The sequence below is a fragment of the Nonomuraea salmonea genome, assembly GCF_042428605.1.
GTDB classification, from domain to species: Bacteria; Actinomycetota; Actinomycetes; order Streptosporangiales; family Streptosporangiaceae; genus Nonomuraea; species Nonomuraea salmonea.
The window spans coordinates 321,282-339,755 of sequence record NZ_JBHMCF010000046.1; the positions used below are offsets into that span (position 1 = coordinate 321,282).

The 18,474-nt window shown below is 72.5% G+C and carries 16 protein-coding genes and 1 pseudogene; 8 read left to right on the forward strand and 9 right to left on the reverse strand.

Annotated elements, in window-relative coordinates; all coding sequences use genetic code 11:
• Position 1: 1 nt before the first annotated feature.
• Together ACFFR3_RS41875 and ACFFR3_RS41880 are read right to left on the reverse strand one after the other, a co-directional pair.
• Positions 2-1,162: an erythromycin esterase family protein gene (locus ACFFR3_RS41875; protein WP_379484940.1), complete on the reverse strand. Its 1,161-nt coding sequence runs from the start codon at positions 1,160-1,162 to the stop codon at positions 2-4.
• A gap of 37 nt (positions 1,163-1,199) precedes the next feature.
• Entirely contained in the window at positions 1,200-2,105 is a 906-nt protein-coding gene (locus tag ACFFR3_RS41880; RefSeq protein WP_364381653.1) for an SDR family NAD(P)-dependent oxidoreductase, read from the reverse strand.
• Between the two features lie 60 nt (positions 2,106-2,165).
• Between ACFFR3_RS41880 and ACFFR3_RS41885 the strand changes: the two genes are divergently transcribed.
• Positions 2,166-3,131, forward strand: coding sequence for an AraC family transcriptional regulator (locus ACFFR3_RS41885; RefSeq protein WP_345404611.1), 966 nt, complete (start codon positions 2,166-2,168; stop codon positions 3,129-3,131).
• Here the strand turns inward: ACFFR3_RS41885 and ACFFR3_RS41890 are convergent.
• From ACFFR3_RS41890 to ACFFR3_RS41900, 3 genes are all read right to left on the reverse strand, one after another.
• Positions 3,068-3,898, reverse strand: a complete 831-nt coding sequence (locus tag ACFFR3_RS41890) for a helix-turn-helix transcriptional regulator (protein WP_345404614.1) — start codon at positions 3,896-3,898, stop codon at positions 3,068-3,070. The two genes, ACFFR3_RS41885 and ACFFR3_RS41890, sit on opposite strands and share 64 nt — an antisense overlap.
• Before the next feature lie 39 nt (positions 3,899-3,937).
• Positions 3,938-4,237, reverse strand: a complete 300-nt coding sequence (locus ACFFR3_RS41895) for a hypothetical protein (protein ID WP_345404617.1) — start codon at positions 4,235-4,237, stop codon at positions 3,938-3,940.
• A 65-nt stretch (positions 4,238-4,302) separates the two neighbouring features.
• On the reverse strand, positions 4,303-5,163 hold the full coding sequence (locus ACFFR3_RS41900) for a helix-turn-helix domain-containing protein (RefSeq protein ID WP_345404620.1): 861 nt from the start codon (positions 5,161-5,163) through the stop codon (positions 4,303-4,305).
• Positions 5,164-5,310: 147 nt separating this feature from the next.
• Here ACFFR3_RS41900 and ACFFR3_RS41905 point away from each other — a divergent pair, with 147 nt between their 5' ends.
• The gene (locus ACFFR3_RS41905; protein WP_364381640.1) at positions 5,311-6,222 is read left to right on the forward strand and encodes an alpha/beta hydrolase; all 912 of its coding nucleotides are present in this window, start codon (positions 5,311-5,313) and stop codon (positions 6,220-6,222) included.
• A 9-nt stretch (positions 6,223-6,231) separates the two neighbouring features.
• Here the strand turns inward: ACFFR3_RS41905 and ACFFR3_RS41910 are convergent, their stop codons facing one another.
• From ACFFR3_RS41910 to ACFFR3_RS41920, 3 genes are all read right to left on the reverse strand, one after another.
• Entirely contained in the window at positions 6,232-6,672 is a 441-nt protein-coding gene (locus ACFFR3_RS41910) for a carboxymuconolactone decarboxylase family protein (protein WP_345404626.1), read from the reverse strand.
• A 66-nt stretch (positions 6,673-6,738) separates the two neighbouring features.
• The gene (locus ACFFR3_RS41915; protein ID WP_345404629.1) at positions 6,739-7,224 is read right to left on the reverse strand and encodes an RrF2 family transcriptional regulator; all 486 of its coding nucleotides are present in this window, start codon (positions 7,222-7,224) and stop codon (positions 6,739-6,741) included.
• Positions 7,225-7,277: 53 nt separating this feature from the next.
• Positions 7,278-7,916 carry a TetR/AcrR family transcriptional regulator gene (locus tag ACFFR3_RS41920; protein WP_379484941.1) on the reverse strand — a complete coding sequence of 213 codons (639 nt, stop codon included), beginning with the start codon at positions 7,914-7,916 and terminating at the stop codon, positions 7,278-7,280.
• Positions 7,917-8,102: 186 nt separating this feature from the next.
• Here ACFFR3_RS41920 and ACFFR3_RS41925 point away from each other — a divergent pair.
• The 3 genes and pseudogenes from ACFFR3_RS41925 to ACFFR3_RS41935 form a co-directional block, all read left to right on the forward strand.
• A pseudogene (locus tag ACFFR3_RS41925) lies at positions 8,103-9,569 on the forward strand (MFS transporter); the annotation flags it as partial.
• Positions 9,570-9,887: 318 nt separating this feature from the next.
• The gene (locus ACFFR3_RS41930) at positions 9,888-10,541 is read left to right on the forward strand and encodes an MSCRAMM family protein (protein WP_379485013.1); all 654 of its coding nucleotides are present in this window, start codon (positions 9,888-9,890) and stop codon (positions 10,539-10,541) included.
• A gap of 136 nt (positions 10,542-10,677) precedes the next feature.
• Positions 10,678-11,556 carry a YceI family protein gene (locus ACFFR3_RS41935; protein WP_345404635.1) on the forward strand — a complete coding sequence of 293 codons (879 nt, stop codon included), beginning with the start codon at positions 10,678-10,680 and terminating at the stop codon, positions 11,554-11,556.
• Here ACFFR3_RS41935 and ACFFR3_RS41940 read toward each other — a convergent pair.
• A complete protein-coding gene (locus tag ACFFR3_RS41940; RefSeq protein ID WP_345404637.1) occupies positions 11,537-12,205 on the reverse strand; it encodes a GAP family protein in 669 nt (222 codons plus the stop codon). The genes ACFFR3_RS41935 and ACFFR3_RS41940 overlap by 20 nt on opposite strands.
• Before the next feature lie 62 nt (positions 12,206-12,267).
• Here ACFFR3_RS41940 and ACFFR3_RS41945 point away from each other — a divergent pair, with 62 nt between their 5' ends.
• The 3 genes from ACFFR3_RS41945 to fxsT all read left to right on the forward strand — a co-directional run bounded on the left by ACFFR3_RS41945 (position 12,268) and on the right by fxsT (position 18,364).
• Complete coding sequence (locus ACFFR3_RS41945; protein WP_364381624.1) at positions 12,268-12,915, forward strand: TetR/AcrR family transcriptional regulator; 648 nt, start codon at positions 12,268-12,270, stop codon at positions 12,913-12,915.
• Between the two features lie 27 nt (positions 12,916-12,942).
• The gene (locus ACFFR3_RS41950) at positions 12,943-13,140 is read left to right on the forward strand and encodes a VOC family protein (protein ID WP_364381621.1); all 198 of its coding nucleotides are present in this window, start codon (positions 12,943-12,945) and stop codon (positions 13,138-13,140) included.
• Positions 13,141-13,210: 70 nt separating this feature from the next.
• Positions 13,211-18,364 (forward strand): FxSxx-COOH system tetratricopeptide repeat protein, encoded by a 5,154-nt coding sequence (gene fxsT / locus ACFFR3_RS41955; RefSeq protein WP_379484942.1) that lies wholly within the window; start codon positions 13,211-13,213, stop codon positions 18,362-18,364.
• The last annotated feature ends 110 nt before the right edge of the window (positions 18,365-18,474 follow it).

Consider the following 18,474-nt stretch of genomic DNA (forward strand, 5'->3'; position numbering starts at 1 on the left):
GTCAGAGACCTGGCGGCAGGTCTCTGATGTAGAGGAGGGCGTCGCTGCCGGTCAGGTCGGCCGGGGTGAGCGGGAGGTAGCCGTACCAGGGGGAGTCGCGGGGGACGAGGCCGGTGGCGTCGAGCTCCCGGCCGGCGACCAGGAAACGGTCCCCGGGCATCGCGTGGAGCACGCCTTCGACGGTGTCAGGGGGAGGGGCGCCGACGCCCTCGTGGCGGATGGTGCCGACGGCGGTGGCGACGAACGCGTACGCCTCGCCGAGCCGGCGCGCGACCTGCGCGCCGGCGCTCCACCAGTCCACCCGCAGCTCGCCCAGCATGACCGTGCTGCGCTGCCGCTGCAGGTGGCGGTTGTGGGCGTGAACGAGGGTCGGGCCGCGGTCGGCGAGGGCGAGCAGGTTGGCGGCCATCATCGCGTCGCGCAGGCCCATCATCGCGTTGACCCGGCCGGGCGCGGCGCCTGCCATCTGCGCGTGGTAGCGCAGCAGGCCGGTGGCGGTGCGGGCGTACAGGCGGGCTCGTTCCCACGCGTCGCGCCCGCCCGCCGTCACAAGCTGCGGCGCGTGGACGTCGAGCAGGCAGGCCAGGTCGTCGGCCAGCAACCGCAGCTCGTTCGCCGCGTCCGACCGGCCGATCGACCGCGACGGGTCGAAGACCGCCTGCTCGTCTGTCCACCGCTCGTCGGGGCCGAGCAGGCGGTCGAGCGTCTCCGGCAGGACGCCGGTGTCCACGTGGGCGGCGAGGTAGGCGTGCAGGGCGGTGAGCGCCTGCCGGGGGCTCGCCGCGTGGGTCATCTCCATGGGCGCGTCGAAGCCCGCGAAGCGCACCCGGTCGGCGGGCGGACGGCCCCTGTTGTACGCCCGCAGCCACCGCACCAGCTCGCGGTTGCCCGCCGCCGCCCCCGCCCCATGGCTGAAACCACCCGCCATCACCGCGGACAGGTCCCCGGCGCCCGAGGTGACGTGGTCGTCCACCACCAGCCCTTTCACGCAGTCGCTCTCGATGGCGACGCACCGGTAGCCCTCCTGCTCGACGAGCCGCCTGACCAGCTCGTTGCGCAGGCCGAGCAGGGTCTCGTCGCCGTGGGTCGGCTCGCCGAGGGCGAGCAGCCGCGGCCGGGCGGGCAGCAGCCCTAGGAGATCGTCGTACGGGGAGTTCGTCATACCTTCGACGGTATCGTTGAACTCCCTGTTGAGACTTCTACGACGAGATGGCGTCCAGCGCGTACGCCCAGAGCCGGTCGGCCGCCTCCGGGTCCACCGCCCACGACGCCACGCCCGACATCACCCCTGGCCCGCCCTGCACCACCTCGGCCTCCTGGTTGTCGGAGAAGAACCGGCCGGTCACGCCCGCCACCAGCGGCGACCCGGCCAGCAGCGCCGACGTGGCGGCCCCCTGCTCGGGAGTCTTGAAGTAGTCGGGGGTCAGCAGGCGGCCCGCCTCGTCCATCGCGCCCATCGATCGCATCGTCGCGGCGTCCACGTGCCGCTGCAGGTTGGTGTGGATGTAGCCGGGTTCGAGGGCGTTGGCGATGATGCCGTCGTCCGTCCAGCGCCGCGCCGCGCCGACCGCGAGCAGCACGTCGGCCGTCTTCGACTGCGAGTAGGCCGTCCACGGGTCGTACGGGCGCTTCTCGAAGTGCGGGTCGTCGAAGTCGAACGGCGCTCCCAGTTGCGCGCCCGAGCTGACCATGACCACCCGCGCGTCGCCGGCCTGCCGCAGGTTGGCGTGCAGGGCGGTGACCAGGGCGAAGTGGCCGAGGAAGTTCGTGGCGAGCTGCAGCTCCCAGCCGCCGGCGGTGACCTGGCGGGTGGGCAGCGCCATGATGCCGGCGTTCGCGACGATCGCGTGCAGGGGCCCCGTCCACGAGGCGGCGAAGGCGCGGACGGAGCCGAGGTCGCTCAGGTCCAGCCGCCGCTCGCCGGCGGCCGGGTTGCGGGTGGCGACGGTGACGTCGGCCCCGGCACCCCGCAGCGCGCGTACGGTCTCCAGGCCGATGCCGGAGGCCCCGCCGGTCACGATGATCCGGCGGCCGGTCAGATCGACGCCGGCGAGCACCTCGGCGGCGGTGGTCCTGGCGGTGAAAGGGGTGCTGATACGTGTCATGCCCGTCACCCTAGAAAGCCGCGATTGGACGCAGAAGCCTCAATCGTCCAGGATAGTTGCGTGACAGTCCGGCAAGCCGATCCGCTCGAAGACGTGCTCACGCTCGTCGGCACCACCAGCCGCCTGTCCGTCGGGCTGGTGGCCGGCGGCCGGTGGGCGCTCGCGTTCGACCCTCCAGACGGGGTCAAGTTCAACGCCGTGCGCCGCGGCCACTGCCTGCTCACCGTGGACGGCGTGCCCGAGCCGATCGAGCTGCGCGAGGGCGACTGCTTCCTGCTCGTCCAGCCGCGCGCCTTCACCCTGGCGAGCGGCCCCGGCGTGACCCCCGCCCCGGCCGGGCCGGTGTTCAGGGCGGCGGCGGGCGGCCCGGCCCGCGTCGGCGACGGCGACGACGTCGAGCTGATGAGCGGCCGGTTCCACTTCGGCGAGCGGGCCGGTGAGCTGCTGTTCGACGTGCTGCCGCCGGTGATCCACGTGCCCGCCAGCACCACCGAGGCCACCACCGTGCGCTGGGCGCTCGAGCTGATCGCCGCCGAGCTGCGCGCCTCCCAGCCCGCCGCCACCCTGGTCACCGAGCACCTCGCGCTCGTCATGCTCATCCACCTGCTGCGCCTGCACGTCGCCACCGCGCCGGGCCAGACCTCGGGCTGGCTGGCCGGCCTCGCCGACCCCGTGGTGGCGCCGGCCCTGCGCGCCATGCACGCCAGCCCCGCCCACGCCTGGACGGTCGCCGAGCTGGCCGGCGTGTGCGCGGTGTCCCGCTCGACGCTGGCCGCCCGGTTCAAGCAGGTCGTCGGCAAGGGGCCGCTGGAATATCTGACCGGCTGGCGCATCGAGCTGGCCGCGGGCCGGCTGCGCGACGGCGAGGCGACCATGGAGGCCATCGCCCGCGAGGTCGGCTACGCCTCGGTCAGCGCGCTCAGCAACGCCTTCAAGCGCCTGACCGGCCTGGCGCCGCGCGACTACCGCAGCGCCGCCAGCGCCGCCAGCCGCTCCGCCGACGCCGAGCCGGTGGGCGGGGTGTAGACGACGAGATAGAGGTCGGGGTCGGCCGTCGGCGCGAACGTCTCCCAGTGCAGCGTGAAGCCGCCGACCGCCGGATGGTGGAAGCGCTTGTCGCCGTACGTGCAGTAGGTCACCTGGTGCTCGGCCCAGTGCCGGACGAACTCCGGCGAGCGCGCCGTCAGCTCGTCCACCAGCTCCTGTGGCCGCGAGTCGCCGCCCGCCCTGCCCAGCGCGCCGCGCAGCCAGGCGGCGGCCTCGCTCAGGATCGCCTCCCGCTCCGGCAACACCTCGGGAGCGCGCGGATCGAGGAACACCCAGCGGATCATGTTGCGCTCGCAGCGCGGCATCGCCTCGAAGTCGGCCAGCAGCACGGCCGTCATGCGGTTGACCGCCACGACGTCCATCACGCCGGTCATCAGCAGCGCGGGCACGGGGCCGAGCGTGTCCAGCATCATGCGCAGCGCCGCCCTCGGCTTGATCGGCGCCTTGCCGGGCCGCTCCGGTGTGCCAGGCTCGTCCCGCAGCAGCTCGCGCAGGTGCCTGAACTCCTCCGCGGTCAGCCGCAGCACGGCGGCCACCGCCTCCATCACCTGGTCGGAGACGTTGCCCACCCGGCCCTGCTCCATGCGGGTGTAGTAGTCGACGCTGACCCCGGCGGCCATCGCCAGCTCCTCGCGGCGCAGGCCCGCCACCCGGCGTCCTGGACGCGCGGGCAGCCCCACGTCCCGTGGCGAGACGCGTGACCTCCTGGATCGCAGGAACTCGCGCAGCTGGTCAGGCCGCCTCATACGGTCAGTATGCAGGGCGGCGGGCAAAGCCCAGGTCATTCACCTGGGGTGGAAGCCGCGCAGCCGCTCACCGAACCGGTGGCCGTGCTCGACGGCGTAGGAGGGGTCGTCGAGCAGGCGCAGCTGCTCGACGACCCGCTCCAGCCGGGCGACGGCGTCCATGGCGCGGCACAGCAGCGCGTCCACGTCGAGCTCGTCGCGGTGCAGGCGGGCCTCCTCCAGCTCCACCCGCAGCGCGGCGACGGGCGTGCGCAGGGCATGACCGGCGTCCGCGCCAAGCCGGCACAGCTCGTGCGGCAGCGCCATCGTGCACATCTCGGTGACCTCTCCTCGGTTCATGGGCGTTCACCTGAAGGAACGCCTCGGAACCCGCAGAAAGGGCACGCCGGCTGGCCCCGTGCAGACTAGGTCTGGCCGGTACCACCCACGCGGCTCGGCTCACCGGCCTGCCACGAGGCGAGCAGGCGCAGGCCGTCGTGTGACGGCGTGCCCGGCTCGGCCGTCAGCGTGATGAGCTGCTGGTCGGGGTCGGTGGTGCAGGCCAGGGCCGACCAGTCGAGCGCCAGCCGCCCGGCGATCGGGTGGTCGATGACCTTCCTGCCGACGTCGCGCACCTCGACGTGATGGCCGCCCCACCACCGGCGGAAGTCGTCGTCGCGGACGGACAGCTCGCCCACCAGCGCGGCCAGCCGCGGGTCGGCCGGGTCGCGGGCGGCCTCCATGCGCAGCTGCGCCACGCAGGCCCTGGCGACGTGCTCCCACTCGGGGTAGAGCCGGTGGAAGGCGGGATCGAGGAACACCAGCCGCACGAAGTTCCGCTTCTCCTCAGGGAGCCGCGCGAAGTCGGTGAACAGCGCGGCGGCCATCGCGTTCCAGGCCAGCACGTCGGTGCGCCTGCCCAGGACCACGGCCGGGGTGGTGGCCAGGTCGTCGAGCAGCCGCCGCAGCTGCGGCTGGACCCGCTGCGCGGCCCGCCGGCCCGGGGCCGCGGCCTCCTTGCCCGACAGCTCGTAGAGGTAGGACCGCTCGTCGTCGCTGAGCCGCAGCACGCGGGCGATGCCGTCGAGCACGGACGCCGACGCCTGGCGGCGGCCCTGCTCGATGCGGGTGTAGAAGTCGGTGCTGATCGACGCGAGCAGCGCCACCTCCTCGCGGCGCAGCCCCTTGACCCGCCGCCTGCCGCCGGCGGGCAGGCCGACCTCGGCCGGGCTCAGCTCCATGCGCCTGGCGCGCAGGAAGGCGCCGAGCTCGGTGGGGTGTGTCATGGGACCAGTCTGCCGCAGGCAGGGCCGTCATGAGGGGGCCGGTTCTGTCCCAGGACAGCGCTGACCTGGGACACGACTCGCCTCTCCCGCTCCCGTACGAGCTCTGCGAGCCTCGTGACGAACCACCCCATACCGAAAAGAAGTGCGATGCAGACGAACGTCACCTTCCCCAGCGACGGGCTCGCCCTCGCCGGGATCCTGTTCACCCCCGACGGCCACACCGGCGGCCCGCTGCCCGCCGTCGTCATCGGGCACCCCGGAGGCGGGGTGAAGGAGCAGAGCCCCAGCCTGTACGCCCGGCGCCTGGCCGATGCCGGGTTCGCCGCGCTCGTGTTCGACGCGGCGTACCAGGGCGAGAGCGAGGGCGAGCCGCGCGGCCTGGAGGACCCCTTCCAGCGCGCCGAGGACGTCAAGTCCGCCGTCACCCACCTCACCACCCGCGACGACATCGACCCCGGCCGCATCGGCGCGCTCGGCATCTGCGCCTCCGGCGGCTACGTCGCCTACGCCGCCCAGACCGACCACCGCATCCGCGCCGTGGCCACCGTCAGCGCCGCGGACCTGGGCCACGCCTTCCGCGAAGGGCTCGGCAGGACCCAGGACCCCGCGGTGCTGCCGGCCCTGCTCCAGCAGGCCGGCGCCGCGCGTACGGCGGAGGCGCGCGGCGAGGCCCCCTGGATGGTGCCGTGGATCCCCGACGACGCCGAGCAGCGCTTCGCCACCGAGACCCGGCAGTTCCGCGAGACCTGGGAGTACTACCGCACGCCGCGCGGCCACCATCCCCGCGCCGTCCAGGGGTGGGTGCTGCGCAGCATCGACAGGATCGCCCAGTACGACTCCTTCGCCATGGCCCACCTGATCTCGCCCCGGCCGGTGCTGATGATCGTCGGGTCGGAGGCGGAGAGCGCGTACATCAGCCGCGAGGCCATGGAGCGGGCCGCCGAACCCAAGGAGCTGCACGTCATCGACGGCGCCACCCACATCGACCTCTACGACCGGGACGTGTACGTCACGCCCGCCGTCGCCAGGCTCACCGCCTTCTTCGGCGAGCACCTGTGAACACGTGGTTCACTCGGCGGGGCCCTTGCGGACGGTGACGTTGAGGCGGTTCCACGTGTTGATCGCGGCGATCGCCATCACCAGCACGGCCAGCGACTCCTCGTCGTAGAGGTCGGCCGCCGCGTCCCACACGTCGTCCGGCACCCCCTCGGGGTTGTCGGCGATCCGGGTCGCGGCCTCGGCGAGCGCCAGCGCGGCCCGCTCCTCGTCGGAGAAGTACGGCGTGTCCCGCCAGGCGGCCACCGCGTGCAGCTTCCGCTCCGGCACGCCCGCCTCGATCCCCTCCTTGACGTGCATGTCGATGCAGAAGGCGCAGCCGTTGATCTGGCTGACCCGCAGCCGCAGCAGCTCCAGCGTGCTGCGGGGCACCGGTCCGGAGCCGATGTAGGCCTCCACCGCGTACATGCCCTTGTATCCCGCGGCGGCCGATCGACTGACGTCCATACGCATGATGTGTCTCCTTTACCGATAACCTGGTTATTAGATATCCAGAATTTGACGAACGGCGAAGGCCGCTCAGGACCGACGCCGCGCGAACCACGCCCGCGTGACCTCAGGCGTGTCGGGGATGTGGCGCTCCACCTTCGCCCTGACGTCGGCCAGCGTCTGGGCGGCCAGCTCCTTGCGGTAGGCCGACTCGGCCTGCCGCATGGCCTGCGAGACGAAGCACGCCTTGCGATAGTCGACGTCCTCCCGCCCGACCGGGCCCTTGCGCAGCACCTGCTCGCACCGGAACGCCTCGCCCGGCCCTTCGATCGCCGTCACCACGTCGAGCAAGGTGATCCGCTCGAGCGGGCGGGCCAGCCTGAACCCGCCCCGCGGCCCCGGCGTCGAGCTGAGGATGCCCGCCCTGGCCAGCGCCTGAAGCTGCTTGTTCAGGTACGCGGGCGGCAGCTCGTAGAACGCCGCCAGCCGCGCCGCGGTCATGGCCTCGTCCGGGTCGAGCCAGGACAGGTTGATGCAGCTGTGCATGGCCCACTCGACGCCCTCGCTCATCCGCATATCTGGATATTAGACATCCAGAATAGGTTCGCGCAAACGCGGCACGCCGGGTCTCATGACGTCGGGGCCAGCCAGAGGCCCACGAGGGCGTCGATGAGGCCGGTCGCCGCGTCGTGCCAGCTCGCCCGCGGTGTGGCGGCGCCCAGTGCGAGCGCGCGTTCGCGGTCGGCGCAGGTGTGCAGGATGAGCTGGCGCATCATCTCGCCGCGCTCGGCCCGCACGGCGGCGGGCAGCTCGGGCAGGCACTGGTGGAAGCCGTCGACGGCCAGGCGCAGCGACGGTGACGTGCGGTTCTCCTCCTGGAGGATCACGCACAGCGCGGGGTCGGTGCCGACCTGGGAGAGGAAGCGGGCGTACCAGGTGGGGGAGCCAAGCTCGGCGAGGTGTTCGGTGACCGGGCGCACCATGCACGAGACCCAGGCGCGTACGTCGTCCGACCCCTCGGCGGCGGCCACCATGCGGGCCCGGCGGGCCTCGATCGGCTCGGCGTGCTTGCGGGCGATCGCGCGGACGAGATCGGCCTTCGCGCCGAAGTGGTAGCCCACGGCGGCCGTGTTGCCCTGCCCTGCCGCCTCGCTGATGCGCCGGTTGGAGGCCGCGCACACCCCGTCTTCGGCGAACAGCCGCTCGGCCGCCGTCAGGATCTGCTCGCGGGTCACGCCGACGCGCTCGGCCCGGATGGTCCTCGTCATCTTCATCACCGCACCGGAACTGCTTGCCTGCCCTGCGCCGACGTCCGCCGCCATGATCTCAGCCGGCGCCGGGCATCGCCAAACCCGGAGGCGCAACAAGTCGGAAACATCCGTACTGGTAATTTTAACTCAAGCGCTTGAATTAAACCTGTTGCCCCGCGCTGCCGTCCCACCGGAGGCCCCCGCATGACCAACCCGTCCGCCCGCGCCGCCCACGCGGCCGGCCCGTCGCGGGCGTCCACGTTCGTCGTGGTGCTCGCCTTCAGCGGGATCGCGGTGTCGCTGATGCAGACGCTGGTGATCCCGCTGGTGCCTGAGCTGCCCACGCTGCTCGGGGCGTCGGCCGCCGACGCCGCCTGGGCGGTCACCGCGACGCTGCTCGCCAGCGCCGCCGCGACGCCGGTGATGGGACGGCTCGGCGACATGTACGGCAAGCGGCGCGTGCTGCTGATCAGCATGTCCATGCTGGTCGCCGGCTCGGTCATCTGCGGGCTCAGCGACTCGCTGACCCCCATGATCATCGGACGGGCGCTGCAGGGCCTCGCCGCCGGCGTCATCCCGCTCGGCATCAGCATCATGCGCGACGAGCTGCCGCCCGAGCGGCTCGGCTCGGCCATCGCGTCCATGAGCGCCTCGCTCGGCGTCGGCGGCGCGCTCGGCCTGCCCGCCGCCGCGCTGCTCGCCGAGAACTTCGACTGGCACGTGCTGTTCTGGACCGCCGCGGCGCTGGGCGCCGTCGCCTTCGTCCTGGTGATCGCGCTCGTGCCCGAGTCGGCGGTACGCAGCGGCGGCCACTTCGACCTGATCGGCGCCATCGGGCTGTCGGCCGCCCTGGTCGCCCTGCTGCTGGCCATCTCCAAGGGCGCCGACTGGGGCTGGACCGACCCGCTGACGGCCGGCCTGCTCGTCGGCGCGGTCGTGGTGCTGCTGCTGTGGGGCTGGTGGGAGCTGCGGACCAGGGAGCCGATGGTGGACCTGCGCACCACCGCGCGCCGCCAGGTGCTGCTCACGAACCTGGCCTCCATCATGCTCGGCTTCTCCATGTTCGCGATGTCGCTGGTGCTGCCGCAGCTCCTGCAGCTGCCCGAGGCCACCGGTTACGGGCTCGGCCAGTCGATGCTGGCCGCCGGCCTCGTCATGGCGCCGTCGGGCGTGGTCATGCTGCTGCTCGCGCCGATCGCGGCCCGCGTGTCGGCCGCCCGCGGCCCCAAGCTGACGCTGATGATCGGGGCGATCATCGTGGCGGGCGGCTACGGGCTCAACATCGTGCTGATGTCCGAGGTGTGGCACCTCGTGCTGGTCTCCGTCGTCATCGGGGCCGGCATCGGGTTCTCGTACGCGTCCATGCCCGCCCTCGTCATGGGGGCCGTGCCGGTCACCGAGACGGCCGCCGCCAACAGCCTCAACACGCTCATGCGGGCCATCGGCACCTCCGTCTCCAGCGCCGTGACCGGGGCCATCCTGGCGGGGATGACGACCCGGTTCGGGCCCGCCGAGCTGCCGTCCGACGACGGGTTCCGCGTCGTGCTGGCCATCGGGGGAGGGGCGGCGCTGGTGTCGTTCCTGATCGCGTTCTTCCTGCCGCGCCACGCCAGAGCCGCCGCGCCCGCCCCTGAGCCGCAAGCCTCTGGGACGCAACCCTCTGGGGCGCCGGCTTCTGGGGCGCTTGCCCCTGACGCGCCGGCTTCTGGGACGCTTGCCCCTGACGCGCCGGCCTCTGGGATGACGGCCTCTGGGACGCCGGCCCTTGGGTTGTCGGCGCCGCAGGCGGCGGACCCGCACGCGACGGCGCCGCACCCGTCCCTGCCGCACGCCGTTCCCTCCGCCTTCGCCGAGGCACGCGAGCCCGCCTACGCCCAGGCGTTCGGCGGGGTCGAGATCCGCGGCTTCGTCAGCGGCGACGACGGCGCCCCCATCGGGCAGGCCACGCTCACCCTCATCGACATGCGCGGCACCCAGCTCGGCAGGGCCATGACCCTGGCCGACGGCGCCTACAGCATCTGGGCGCCGGGCGCGGGCACGTACGTGCTGATCGCCTCCGTCGCCCACCGCGACCCGCAGGTGGCGACGCTGGCGGTGGGCTCGCGGCCGCTCGACTTCAACGTGCGGCTGGCCGGGTCGAGCCGGCTCGCCGGCACCGTACGCGACCAGGAGGGCAAGCCGGTCCCCGGCGCGGTGCTGGCGCTGACCGACGCGCGCGGCGAGGTGGTCGCCACGAGCACGACCGACGCGGACGGCGCGTACGCCTTCTCCGGCGTCGCCCCCGGCGCCTACACGCTGGCCGTCAGCGCCGGCTCGCACCGCCCCGCCGCCGTCCCCACCGAGGTCACCGCCACCGGCAGGACCCGCTGCGACGTCGAGCTGCGGCCGGGCACCCGGATCCGCGGCACCGTACGGGTGCGTGACGGGCTCCCGCTGACCGACGCCCGGGTGACGCTGCTCGACGCGGCGGGGAACGTGGTCGGCACCACGATCACCGGGGACGACGGAGCGTACGCCTTCGCCGACCTGACCGGCGGCCAGTACACCGTCATCGCCACCGGCTACCCGCCCGTCGCCGACACCGTCACCGTGAACGGCGCCGACGAGGAGGGCCGCGACCTGTGGCTGGCCCACGAGGAATGAGCACGAGGAATGAGCACGAGGAATGAGCACGAGGAATGAGCACGAGGAATGAGCACGGGGAATGAGCACTCGCCCGGCGGGCCCGGGCGGGGCGAATGACCGCTCGCCGTCGGCGAGCGGGGAGAGCGGGAGCACCATGGACACCACCTGGGAGCAGCAGGCTCCCACCGCACGGCCCGTCCAACGGCGGGGCGTACATGCCCGGATCCGCACCAGGGACGGCTGGGCCGTGCAGCACGCGATCGTCACCCTGACCGACCCGGCGGGCCGGCAAGCGGCACGGGCCGAGGCGGACGCGCATGGCGCCGTCGCGACCGATCCGCTCGCGCCCGGCGCCTACACGGCGGTCGTCACGGCGGCCGGCTTCGACCCGGCCGCGCAGACCGCCATCGTGACCGGCTCGGGCCTGGCCGACCTGGGTGACGTGGTGCTGACCAGGCAGGGCGGGCGTGATCTGCCGCCGCCCGGCGTCTGGACGCTCGATCCCGCCCATTGCAGGATCGGGGCCTCGGCCCAGCATCTCGGGTTCAGCCGGGTGCACGGGAGGTTCAGGCAGTTCGCCGGGCGGATCGAGATCGGGACGACCCCGGAGGCGTCGTCGGTCGCCGCCGACATCGCGGCCGCCTCGATCGACACGGGCAACACCGCCAGGGACGACCACCTGCGCTCGGCCGACTTCCTGGGCGTGGCGACGTACCCGATGATCTCCTATCGCGGCTCAGGGCTGACCGCGGCCGGCACCGACCGGTGGATCGTGCACGGCATGCTCAGCCTGGCCGGCACGCAGCGGCCGGTCGATCTCGACCTGACCTACCTCGGCACCGGGCGGGACCCGTGGGACGGGCTGCGGGCGTCGTTCCACGCCGAGACCGAGCTGCGGCGCGAGGACTTCGCGATGACCTACAACCAGATCGTGCGGGCCGGGGTGCAGCTGATCGGCGCGACGGTGAAGGTGGAGCTGGACATCCAGGCCGTACGCGGTGATTCGGTGCCCTTCACCGCCACGGAACGGTGACCGTCCCGGGGAACAGCGTGGCCGCCGCGTCCGCCACGATGAGGAACCCGGCGATCCAGACGACCCAGCTCAGCGTGGCGCGCGAGCCGGACGCCGGCTTCGCCCGCCACGTCTCGAACCGCCCGCGCGTCCGCTCGCCCAGAGCGAGCCAGGCCAGCCAGAGCAGCAGGCCGGGCAGGACCATGATGAGCACGTACGCGCCGAGCAGCGCCATCCACTGAGCCGCGGCGAGCCCGGCGGAGGTCATGATGCCGATGGCGGCGAAGTACGGCACGGCGGTGGCGAACTCGAACAACCACGTGCCGAGCCCCAGCATCAGCATCGCCCTCACGGTGAACGACCGGGCCTCGGGCGCGGCGCCCTGCCGCGGGATGCGGTAACTGGCCACGAGGAGCGTCACGCCCAGCACGATCTCGCCCCAGGCCAGCGCGGTGCCGTCGATGACCGGCACGACCGCGCCGAGGCCGAGCATGAGCAGCGCCCCCAGCGCGAAGTATGCGGCCGCGACCGCGCCTAAGTAGGTGCCGAGCAGCGCCGCCGTCCTCCTCGGGCCGGCCAGCAGCACGTACAGGGTCACCCCGATGACGCTCGGGCTGAGCGTGTCGAGCAGGGCGAGCCCGAGCACCGTACCGATGATCTCGATGGACATGGTCCCCCCTTGGCAGCACACCCGTGTCAGTTAAGGTAACACGGGCGTGTTAGCATGGGCGAGTGCCCAGACTCGTCGATCATGAGCAGCGGCGGACGGAGATCGGCGCGGCGGCCATCCGGGTGATCCTGCGCGAGGGCCTGGCCGGCGTGACCGTCCGCGGCGTCGCCGCCGAGGCCGGCTGGTCCACCGGGTCCCTGCGCCACTACTTCGCCAACCAGCACGAGCTGCAGTCCTACGTCGCGCGCGCCACCTCCGACGCCCTGCGCGCCCGCGTCCTGCCCCGCCTCATGCGCCCCCGCACGGTCGGCTCCGTGGTCGAGGGCATCATCTCGCTGACGGAGGAGCTGCTCCCGCTCGACGACGAGCGGCGCGAGGAATACGCGCTGTGGCAGGCCGTCATCGAGTGGGAACGCGACCACCCGCCGAAGGACGGCTCCCAGACCTGGAACGACCAGCGGGCCCTGCACCGCCAGTGCATCGCGCAGCTGCGCGGCCGGCCCGACCGCGACCCCGGCGCGGCGCTCCGCCCACACCCCGACCCGCAGGTCGAGCTGTGGGCGGCGGTGCTGCACACGTTCGTGGACGGGCTGGCCGCGCAGCTCGTCAACACCCCTGACCGGCTCTCCGGCGACGACGCCAGGCGGCTGCTGCGCGCCCTGCTGGAGGCCGTGCCGGGGTTCACCGATCCCGCGGCTCCGCCGGCGTGACCGTCCCGTCGCGCTCGCGGTACGTGCGTGACCAGCAGGGAGATGGGGTTCACGGTCACCAGGGACAGGGCCGATGGCGAGAACCGCTGGATCGAGATCCAGCCCTCAGGCGGCGGCACCCGCCTGACCCTCCTGAAGGCCGACCCGCAGTGGCCGGAGACACCTGCGGGGGCGGCCACCTTCGCCGACGACGAGGGCCACGAGTTCCACCGCGGCCGGCACTGATCGTCCAGGCCACGTCACCCCGCGAATCTGCGACCATTGATCTGGCGCTGGGCTGAGTGGAAGGTCCGGGATGCGGGAGCGAGGGAGGCCGTCCGGGGTTCTGCTCGCCGTGTCCGGCGTCAACGCACTGGTCGCCGCGTTCACCGGGTTGGTGGGCAACATCGTCACTGGCGAGAAGCTGCCGTTCGGCCTGGAGGCATTCAGGGGCTGGGCGCCCAACCTGCTGCTCGCGGGGCTGGCACTGGTCGTCGTCATGGCGTTGCTGCAGGCCATGGTCGGCGATCGGCAGCGGGACGAGGTGGGGGCGCCTGAGGAGGGCGATTCGCGGGCCTGGCTGTGGGCGGTGGCCGCGGCGGGCGCGCTCGCCGCGGGGCTGGTGGCGGCGCGGGCCGTGGGATGGGTGCCGGGGGAGTGGCAGGCCGCCTCGCTCGTGGGTGCGGCGGTGGCCGGCACCGCGACGGGCGGCATCGTCGGAGGCCGTTACGTATGGTGGCGCCGGCGGCTCAAGCCGCTGCCCGAGGCGCTGCGCGGCCTGCTCGAACGCCAGCGCCAGGAGGCGGCCTCGCGCCACCACTACGACTACGCGCTCGGCAGCGCACCGCCCCTGCTGGAGATCTACGTCGAGCAGCGCGCCGACCACCTGCCGACGGCCGCTCCCGTGGCCAGGGCGGGTGCGATGACGCTGGCCGAGATGCTCGCTGCCGGACGTCACGCGCTCGTCGTCGCCGACCCGGGCGTCGGGAAGTCCACGGCGGTGGCCAGGGTGCTCCAGGAGCAGGCCGCGTGGTGGTTGGCCGCCCGGCGTTCCGCCAGGCCGGAGCGCGCCCCGTACGGACCCTCCATACCGATCTCCCTGCCCGCGGACCTGCAGGGCCGCTCGACCCTCCCGGACGCGATGGCCGCGGAGTGCGGCGGCGGGCTCGACGCGCGTTGGTTCAGGACGCCGCCACCCGGGGCACGGTCGTGGCTGGTGCTGATCGACGGGCTCGATCAGATCCTCGTCACCCGCGAGCGGCGCGCCGTACTCGAACGCCTCGGCCAGTGGATCGCGCAGTCGCCCGACCACTACCGCTTCATGATCACGACGCGGCCGTTGCTCGGCAGCGAGGTCGGCCTGCTCGGCGCTCCCATCGACGGGTACGCGCTGCAGCGCTTCAGCGAGCAGGGCCTGCGCACCTTCGCGGAACGGTGGGCCGCCTACCGAGGCTCGCGCCACGTGCCGGGCATCGAACGGCCGATCACTGTGGAGACGTTCCTCACCAGCGTGGCGGCCTCCAAGCTGACGACCCTGGTCAGGACGCCGCTCATCGCCACGATCACCGCCCTGCTGCTGGAGTGGAGCCAGGAGACGGCGCTGCCGACCGGCCGCGCCGGGCTGTACGACACGTACGTCCAGCACCTGTTCGGGGCTCGCCGGCTGGACGAGGCGGTCTCCGGCACCGTGTTCACGGCGGACCAGGAGGGGGAGCGGGCCTGGACCTGGCTGCGCGAGAGTCTCAGGACGATCCTCGAGCACGTCGCCGACCATCACCTGTCTCCCGGCACGCCGCCGCTGGTCGAGTGCGCTGTGGAGTGCATCCTGGAGCGGGCGCCGACGGGCATGTTCTACGCCGTGCCCGGCTGGAAGGCGGCGCTGCCCCCGGTGCTCACCGCCACCAGCCTGGTCACGCTCCGCGACGGCGCTCTCGCCTTCATCCACCCGAGCTTCGCCGAATACCTCGCGGCCGGTCCCCGCGCCGGCTCCTTCGACCTCGAGACGTGGCTGGCCGACGCGCGCGGCCCCGACAGCCGGTCGCTGGCCCTGTTCGTGCTCGCCCGCCTGGCCGAACGCCGGCCCGGGACGGCCACCGCGGACTCGCTCGTAGAGCTGCTGCTCGAGCGCGGCGGCGCCGACGTCAACATCGCGGGCGCGGTCGTCGCCGACGGCATCGGCGTACGCCCGGAGCTGCGCCGCCGTGTGACCGGCGAGCTCTTCCAGCGGCTCAGGCAGGAGGACCAGACCACCGCAGAGGCGGTACGCGTCCTCGCCGACCTCACTACCGACTCCGACGTCATGGACCGGCTGGCGGCATTCGTCACCGACCAGGACAACCCGGACTGGGTGCGGGCGGACGTCGCCGAGGCGCTGTGCGGGGTCGCCCGCACGACCGGCGTACGGCTGCTGCGCCACGTGCTCGGCGCCACCGGCGACGCCGGCCTGCGCCACCGCATCCTGGTCCTGCTCATCGGCTACGGCGAGGCCACCGACGCCGAACGCGCCCGCGCCGCCGGCGACGCGCTCGTCTTCCCCGACGGCGACACCTCAGGAGACCGGGCCGGCGAATGGTACCGCCACGTCGCCGGCAGCCCGCACAGCCTGCCCCGCCACCGCCTGTACGCGCTCGTCATGCTCGCCTACCGCCGCGAGCCCGGCTGGGAGGCGAGCCTGGTCGAGGCCATCGAGCACGCGGCGCTCACCCCGCAGGAACGCCTCGACGCGGCCCGCGCGGTCGCCCAGATCGGCGACGGCACGGACGAGCCGGAGATCGTGACCCGGCTGCGCGCGGCCGCCGCCGACGAGGAGCGGTCGTTGGACGTCAGGGTGCCACTGCTGGCCGCGCTGGCCACGGAGCAGGACGAACCGGCACGCCACCAACTCAACCGGGTCGCGGCCACCTTCGGCGCAGGGTTCAGGACCAGGTACCCGTTCGTGGCAGCCCTGCAGGAAGAGGTGGGCGCCCGCACGTCGGAGCGGGATCCGACAGCGGGGCTAGTACCCATGCGGCGGCTCCACGAGTTGCCCGTCAGATCTCTCCGGATACCGGAGCCCAGCACGCACTTCTCCGGTCGCGAGACCCTCCTCGCGCTGATCGGAGAGCGCTTCGCGGGAGGTGCGTCCGCGCAGGTAGTGCATGGCTGGGGCGGCGCAGGCAAGACCGCGATAGCGATCGAGTACTGCCACCGCCACCGTGACGACTATGACGTCGTCTGGTGGGTGCCCGCCGACAAGCCTGAGCTCATGCCGGCGACCATTGCTGCTCTGGCGCCGGGGCTCGGGCTGCCGCCTGCGGAGGTCGTGGGCGTGGCAGGTGCCGCGGACGCCGTTCTCGGCGCGCTCCGCGACGGCACCCCATACCAGCGTTGGCTGGTGGTCTACGACAACGTCGGCGACCCGGAAGATCTGGAGGGCCTTGTCCCGGAAGGGCCGGGCCACGTGCTGGTGACGTCGCGGCGCAGCGACTGGGGGCCACGGTTCGAACCCATGGAGTGCGTCACCTTGGACCGGATGGCGAGCGTCGAGTTCCTCACCCGAGCGGTGGGTGCACGTCTTGACGCGGAGGAGGCCGACGAACTCGCAGAGGAACTCGGGGATCTTCCCCTCGCGTTGCGGCAGGCGGCGTCCCTTATGGCCACGACCGGTATGCGGGCGAGGGAATACCTGACGTTGCTGCGTGACGAGTCGGTCGCGCTCCATGGCCGGAACGTCTCTATCCCGGCGGCGGTGGGTGTCGTGTGGACGTTGTCCGTGGACGAACTCCGGCGGGACGATCCTGACGCGGTCGAACTCCTGCGCGTGCTGGCGTTCTTCGGGCCCGCACCCGTGCCGCGTGATCTCTTCTCCGCGCCTGCCGTCCGGCCAGTCGCCCTGCTGGAGAACCTGCGCGACAACCCGATCAGGCTGAGCCAGGCGGTGCGCGCGCTCCATCGTTACACGCTCATCAGGTCCGAGCCCGATTCCTGGACGCTCCACATGCATCCCTTCGTCCGGTCCATGACACGAGACCGGGTCCCGGAGGAGGAGCAGGAGCGCATCTGCGAGCAGGTGCGCCTGCTGATGGCGTCCTATGTCCGGGAAGATCCTTATGATCCCGCCACGTGGAAGAAGTACGCGAGCGTCGCCGGCCATCTCGAGGCGCTATCCGTGGAGGAGAGCACGGATGCCGATGTGCGGGATCTGGCTCTTCGTTGCGCGAACTACCTCTCCGCAGCCGGGGACTACGCAGATGCTCGATCGCTGGCTGAGCGACTTGTCGGGAAGTGGAGCGTCGTGTCCGGCCCGGCGGACCCGCACGTGATCCAGGCACGCCTCCTGCTGACCAACGCCATGCGAGGGGTTGGAGAGCGGCCGAGCGCGTACGAGCTCGACCTCGAGACGCTCACATCGTCGGGAGATCAGGAAGGCGAGCGACACCCCCTCATGCCACTGGCCGTCCGCGGCGTCGCTGCGGCGTTGCGCGCTCGTGGGGATTTCGGGGAAGCCACGTCGATGGCCGGGAAAGCTCTGGAACAAGCCCGTGGAACGTACGGGAACGACCACCCGCTGACGGTGCTCCTCCAGTGCGACACGGCACTGAGCGTCTGTCTGACAGGTGCCTACGAGCACGCGCTGAGGCTCAGTGAGGAGACGTTCACCGCTGCGTCCCGATGGGACGGGCACGTAGGGCTGCGGATGAAGGCCTGGGAGGTGATGGCGTGCTGCCTCCGGTTGCACGGCCGCCCGCTGGAGGCCCGCGACGCGGCCGAGGAAGTCTTTCAGTACAGCACCGACGCGCTCGGTTTCGACCATCCGCGAACGTTGCGGGCCGGCCGGGAGTTCGCCGTCGGTTTACGGCAGGTGGGAGAGCTTGGCGATGCGGAGAACCTCGCCATAAGAGTGCATGCCGCGCACCTGCACAGGTACGGACCCCGCCATCCCGGGACTCTCGCCGCGCTCATCGCCCTCTCGAACTCGCGTAGATTCCAGAACGCCTTGGCGGAAGAGGTGGTGGCCGGTTACGCCGAGACGCTTGGGGCGGATCACCCGTTCCATTACGCCTCCATGGGGAATCTGGCGCTCCGGCATCGGGATTCGGACGATCACGCGGCGGCCATGAACCTGGACCGACGAGCCCTGGCCGGGCTCGATGCGCGGCTCGGCCGTGACCACCCGTACGCACTGGCGGTCGCCGTCAATCTGGCCTCCGACCTGGCCGGGTCCGGCGACACGGAGGGGGCGCTGCAGCTCGGCGCGGACACCGAGGCACGGTTGCTCCGCGTTCTCGGCCCGGCGCATCCGACTACGCTGGCCTGCGCGGCGAACCTGCGCCTCGACCGTTTGCGGACGGCCACGGCGGAGGAGCGTCAGGTCCTGCGCGATGAGACCTTCCGGTCGTATGCCGACGCTCTCGGCATCGATCACCCCGACGCTGACCGCGCGACCCGGAATGAACGTGTGGACGTGGAGTTCGACCCGCCCCCGCTCTGACTTTGGGGCCGAGGCAGGGAGCGCCCCGGCTGCTTCCCCACAGCCGGGGCGCTCCTTGCGGGGTGGGCAATCGATCCCTCTTGCCTTCTACCCACGTTGCCCTAATTCTA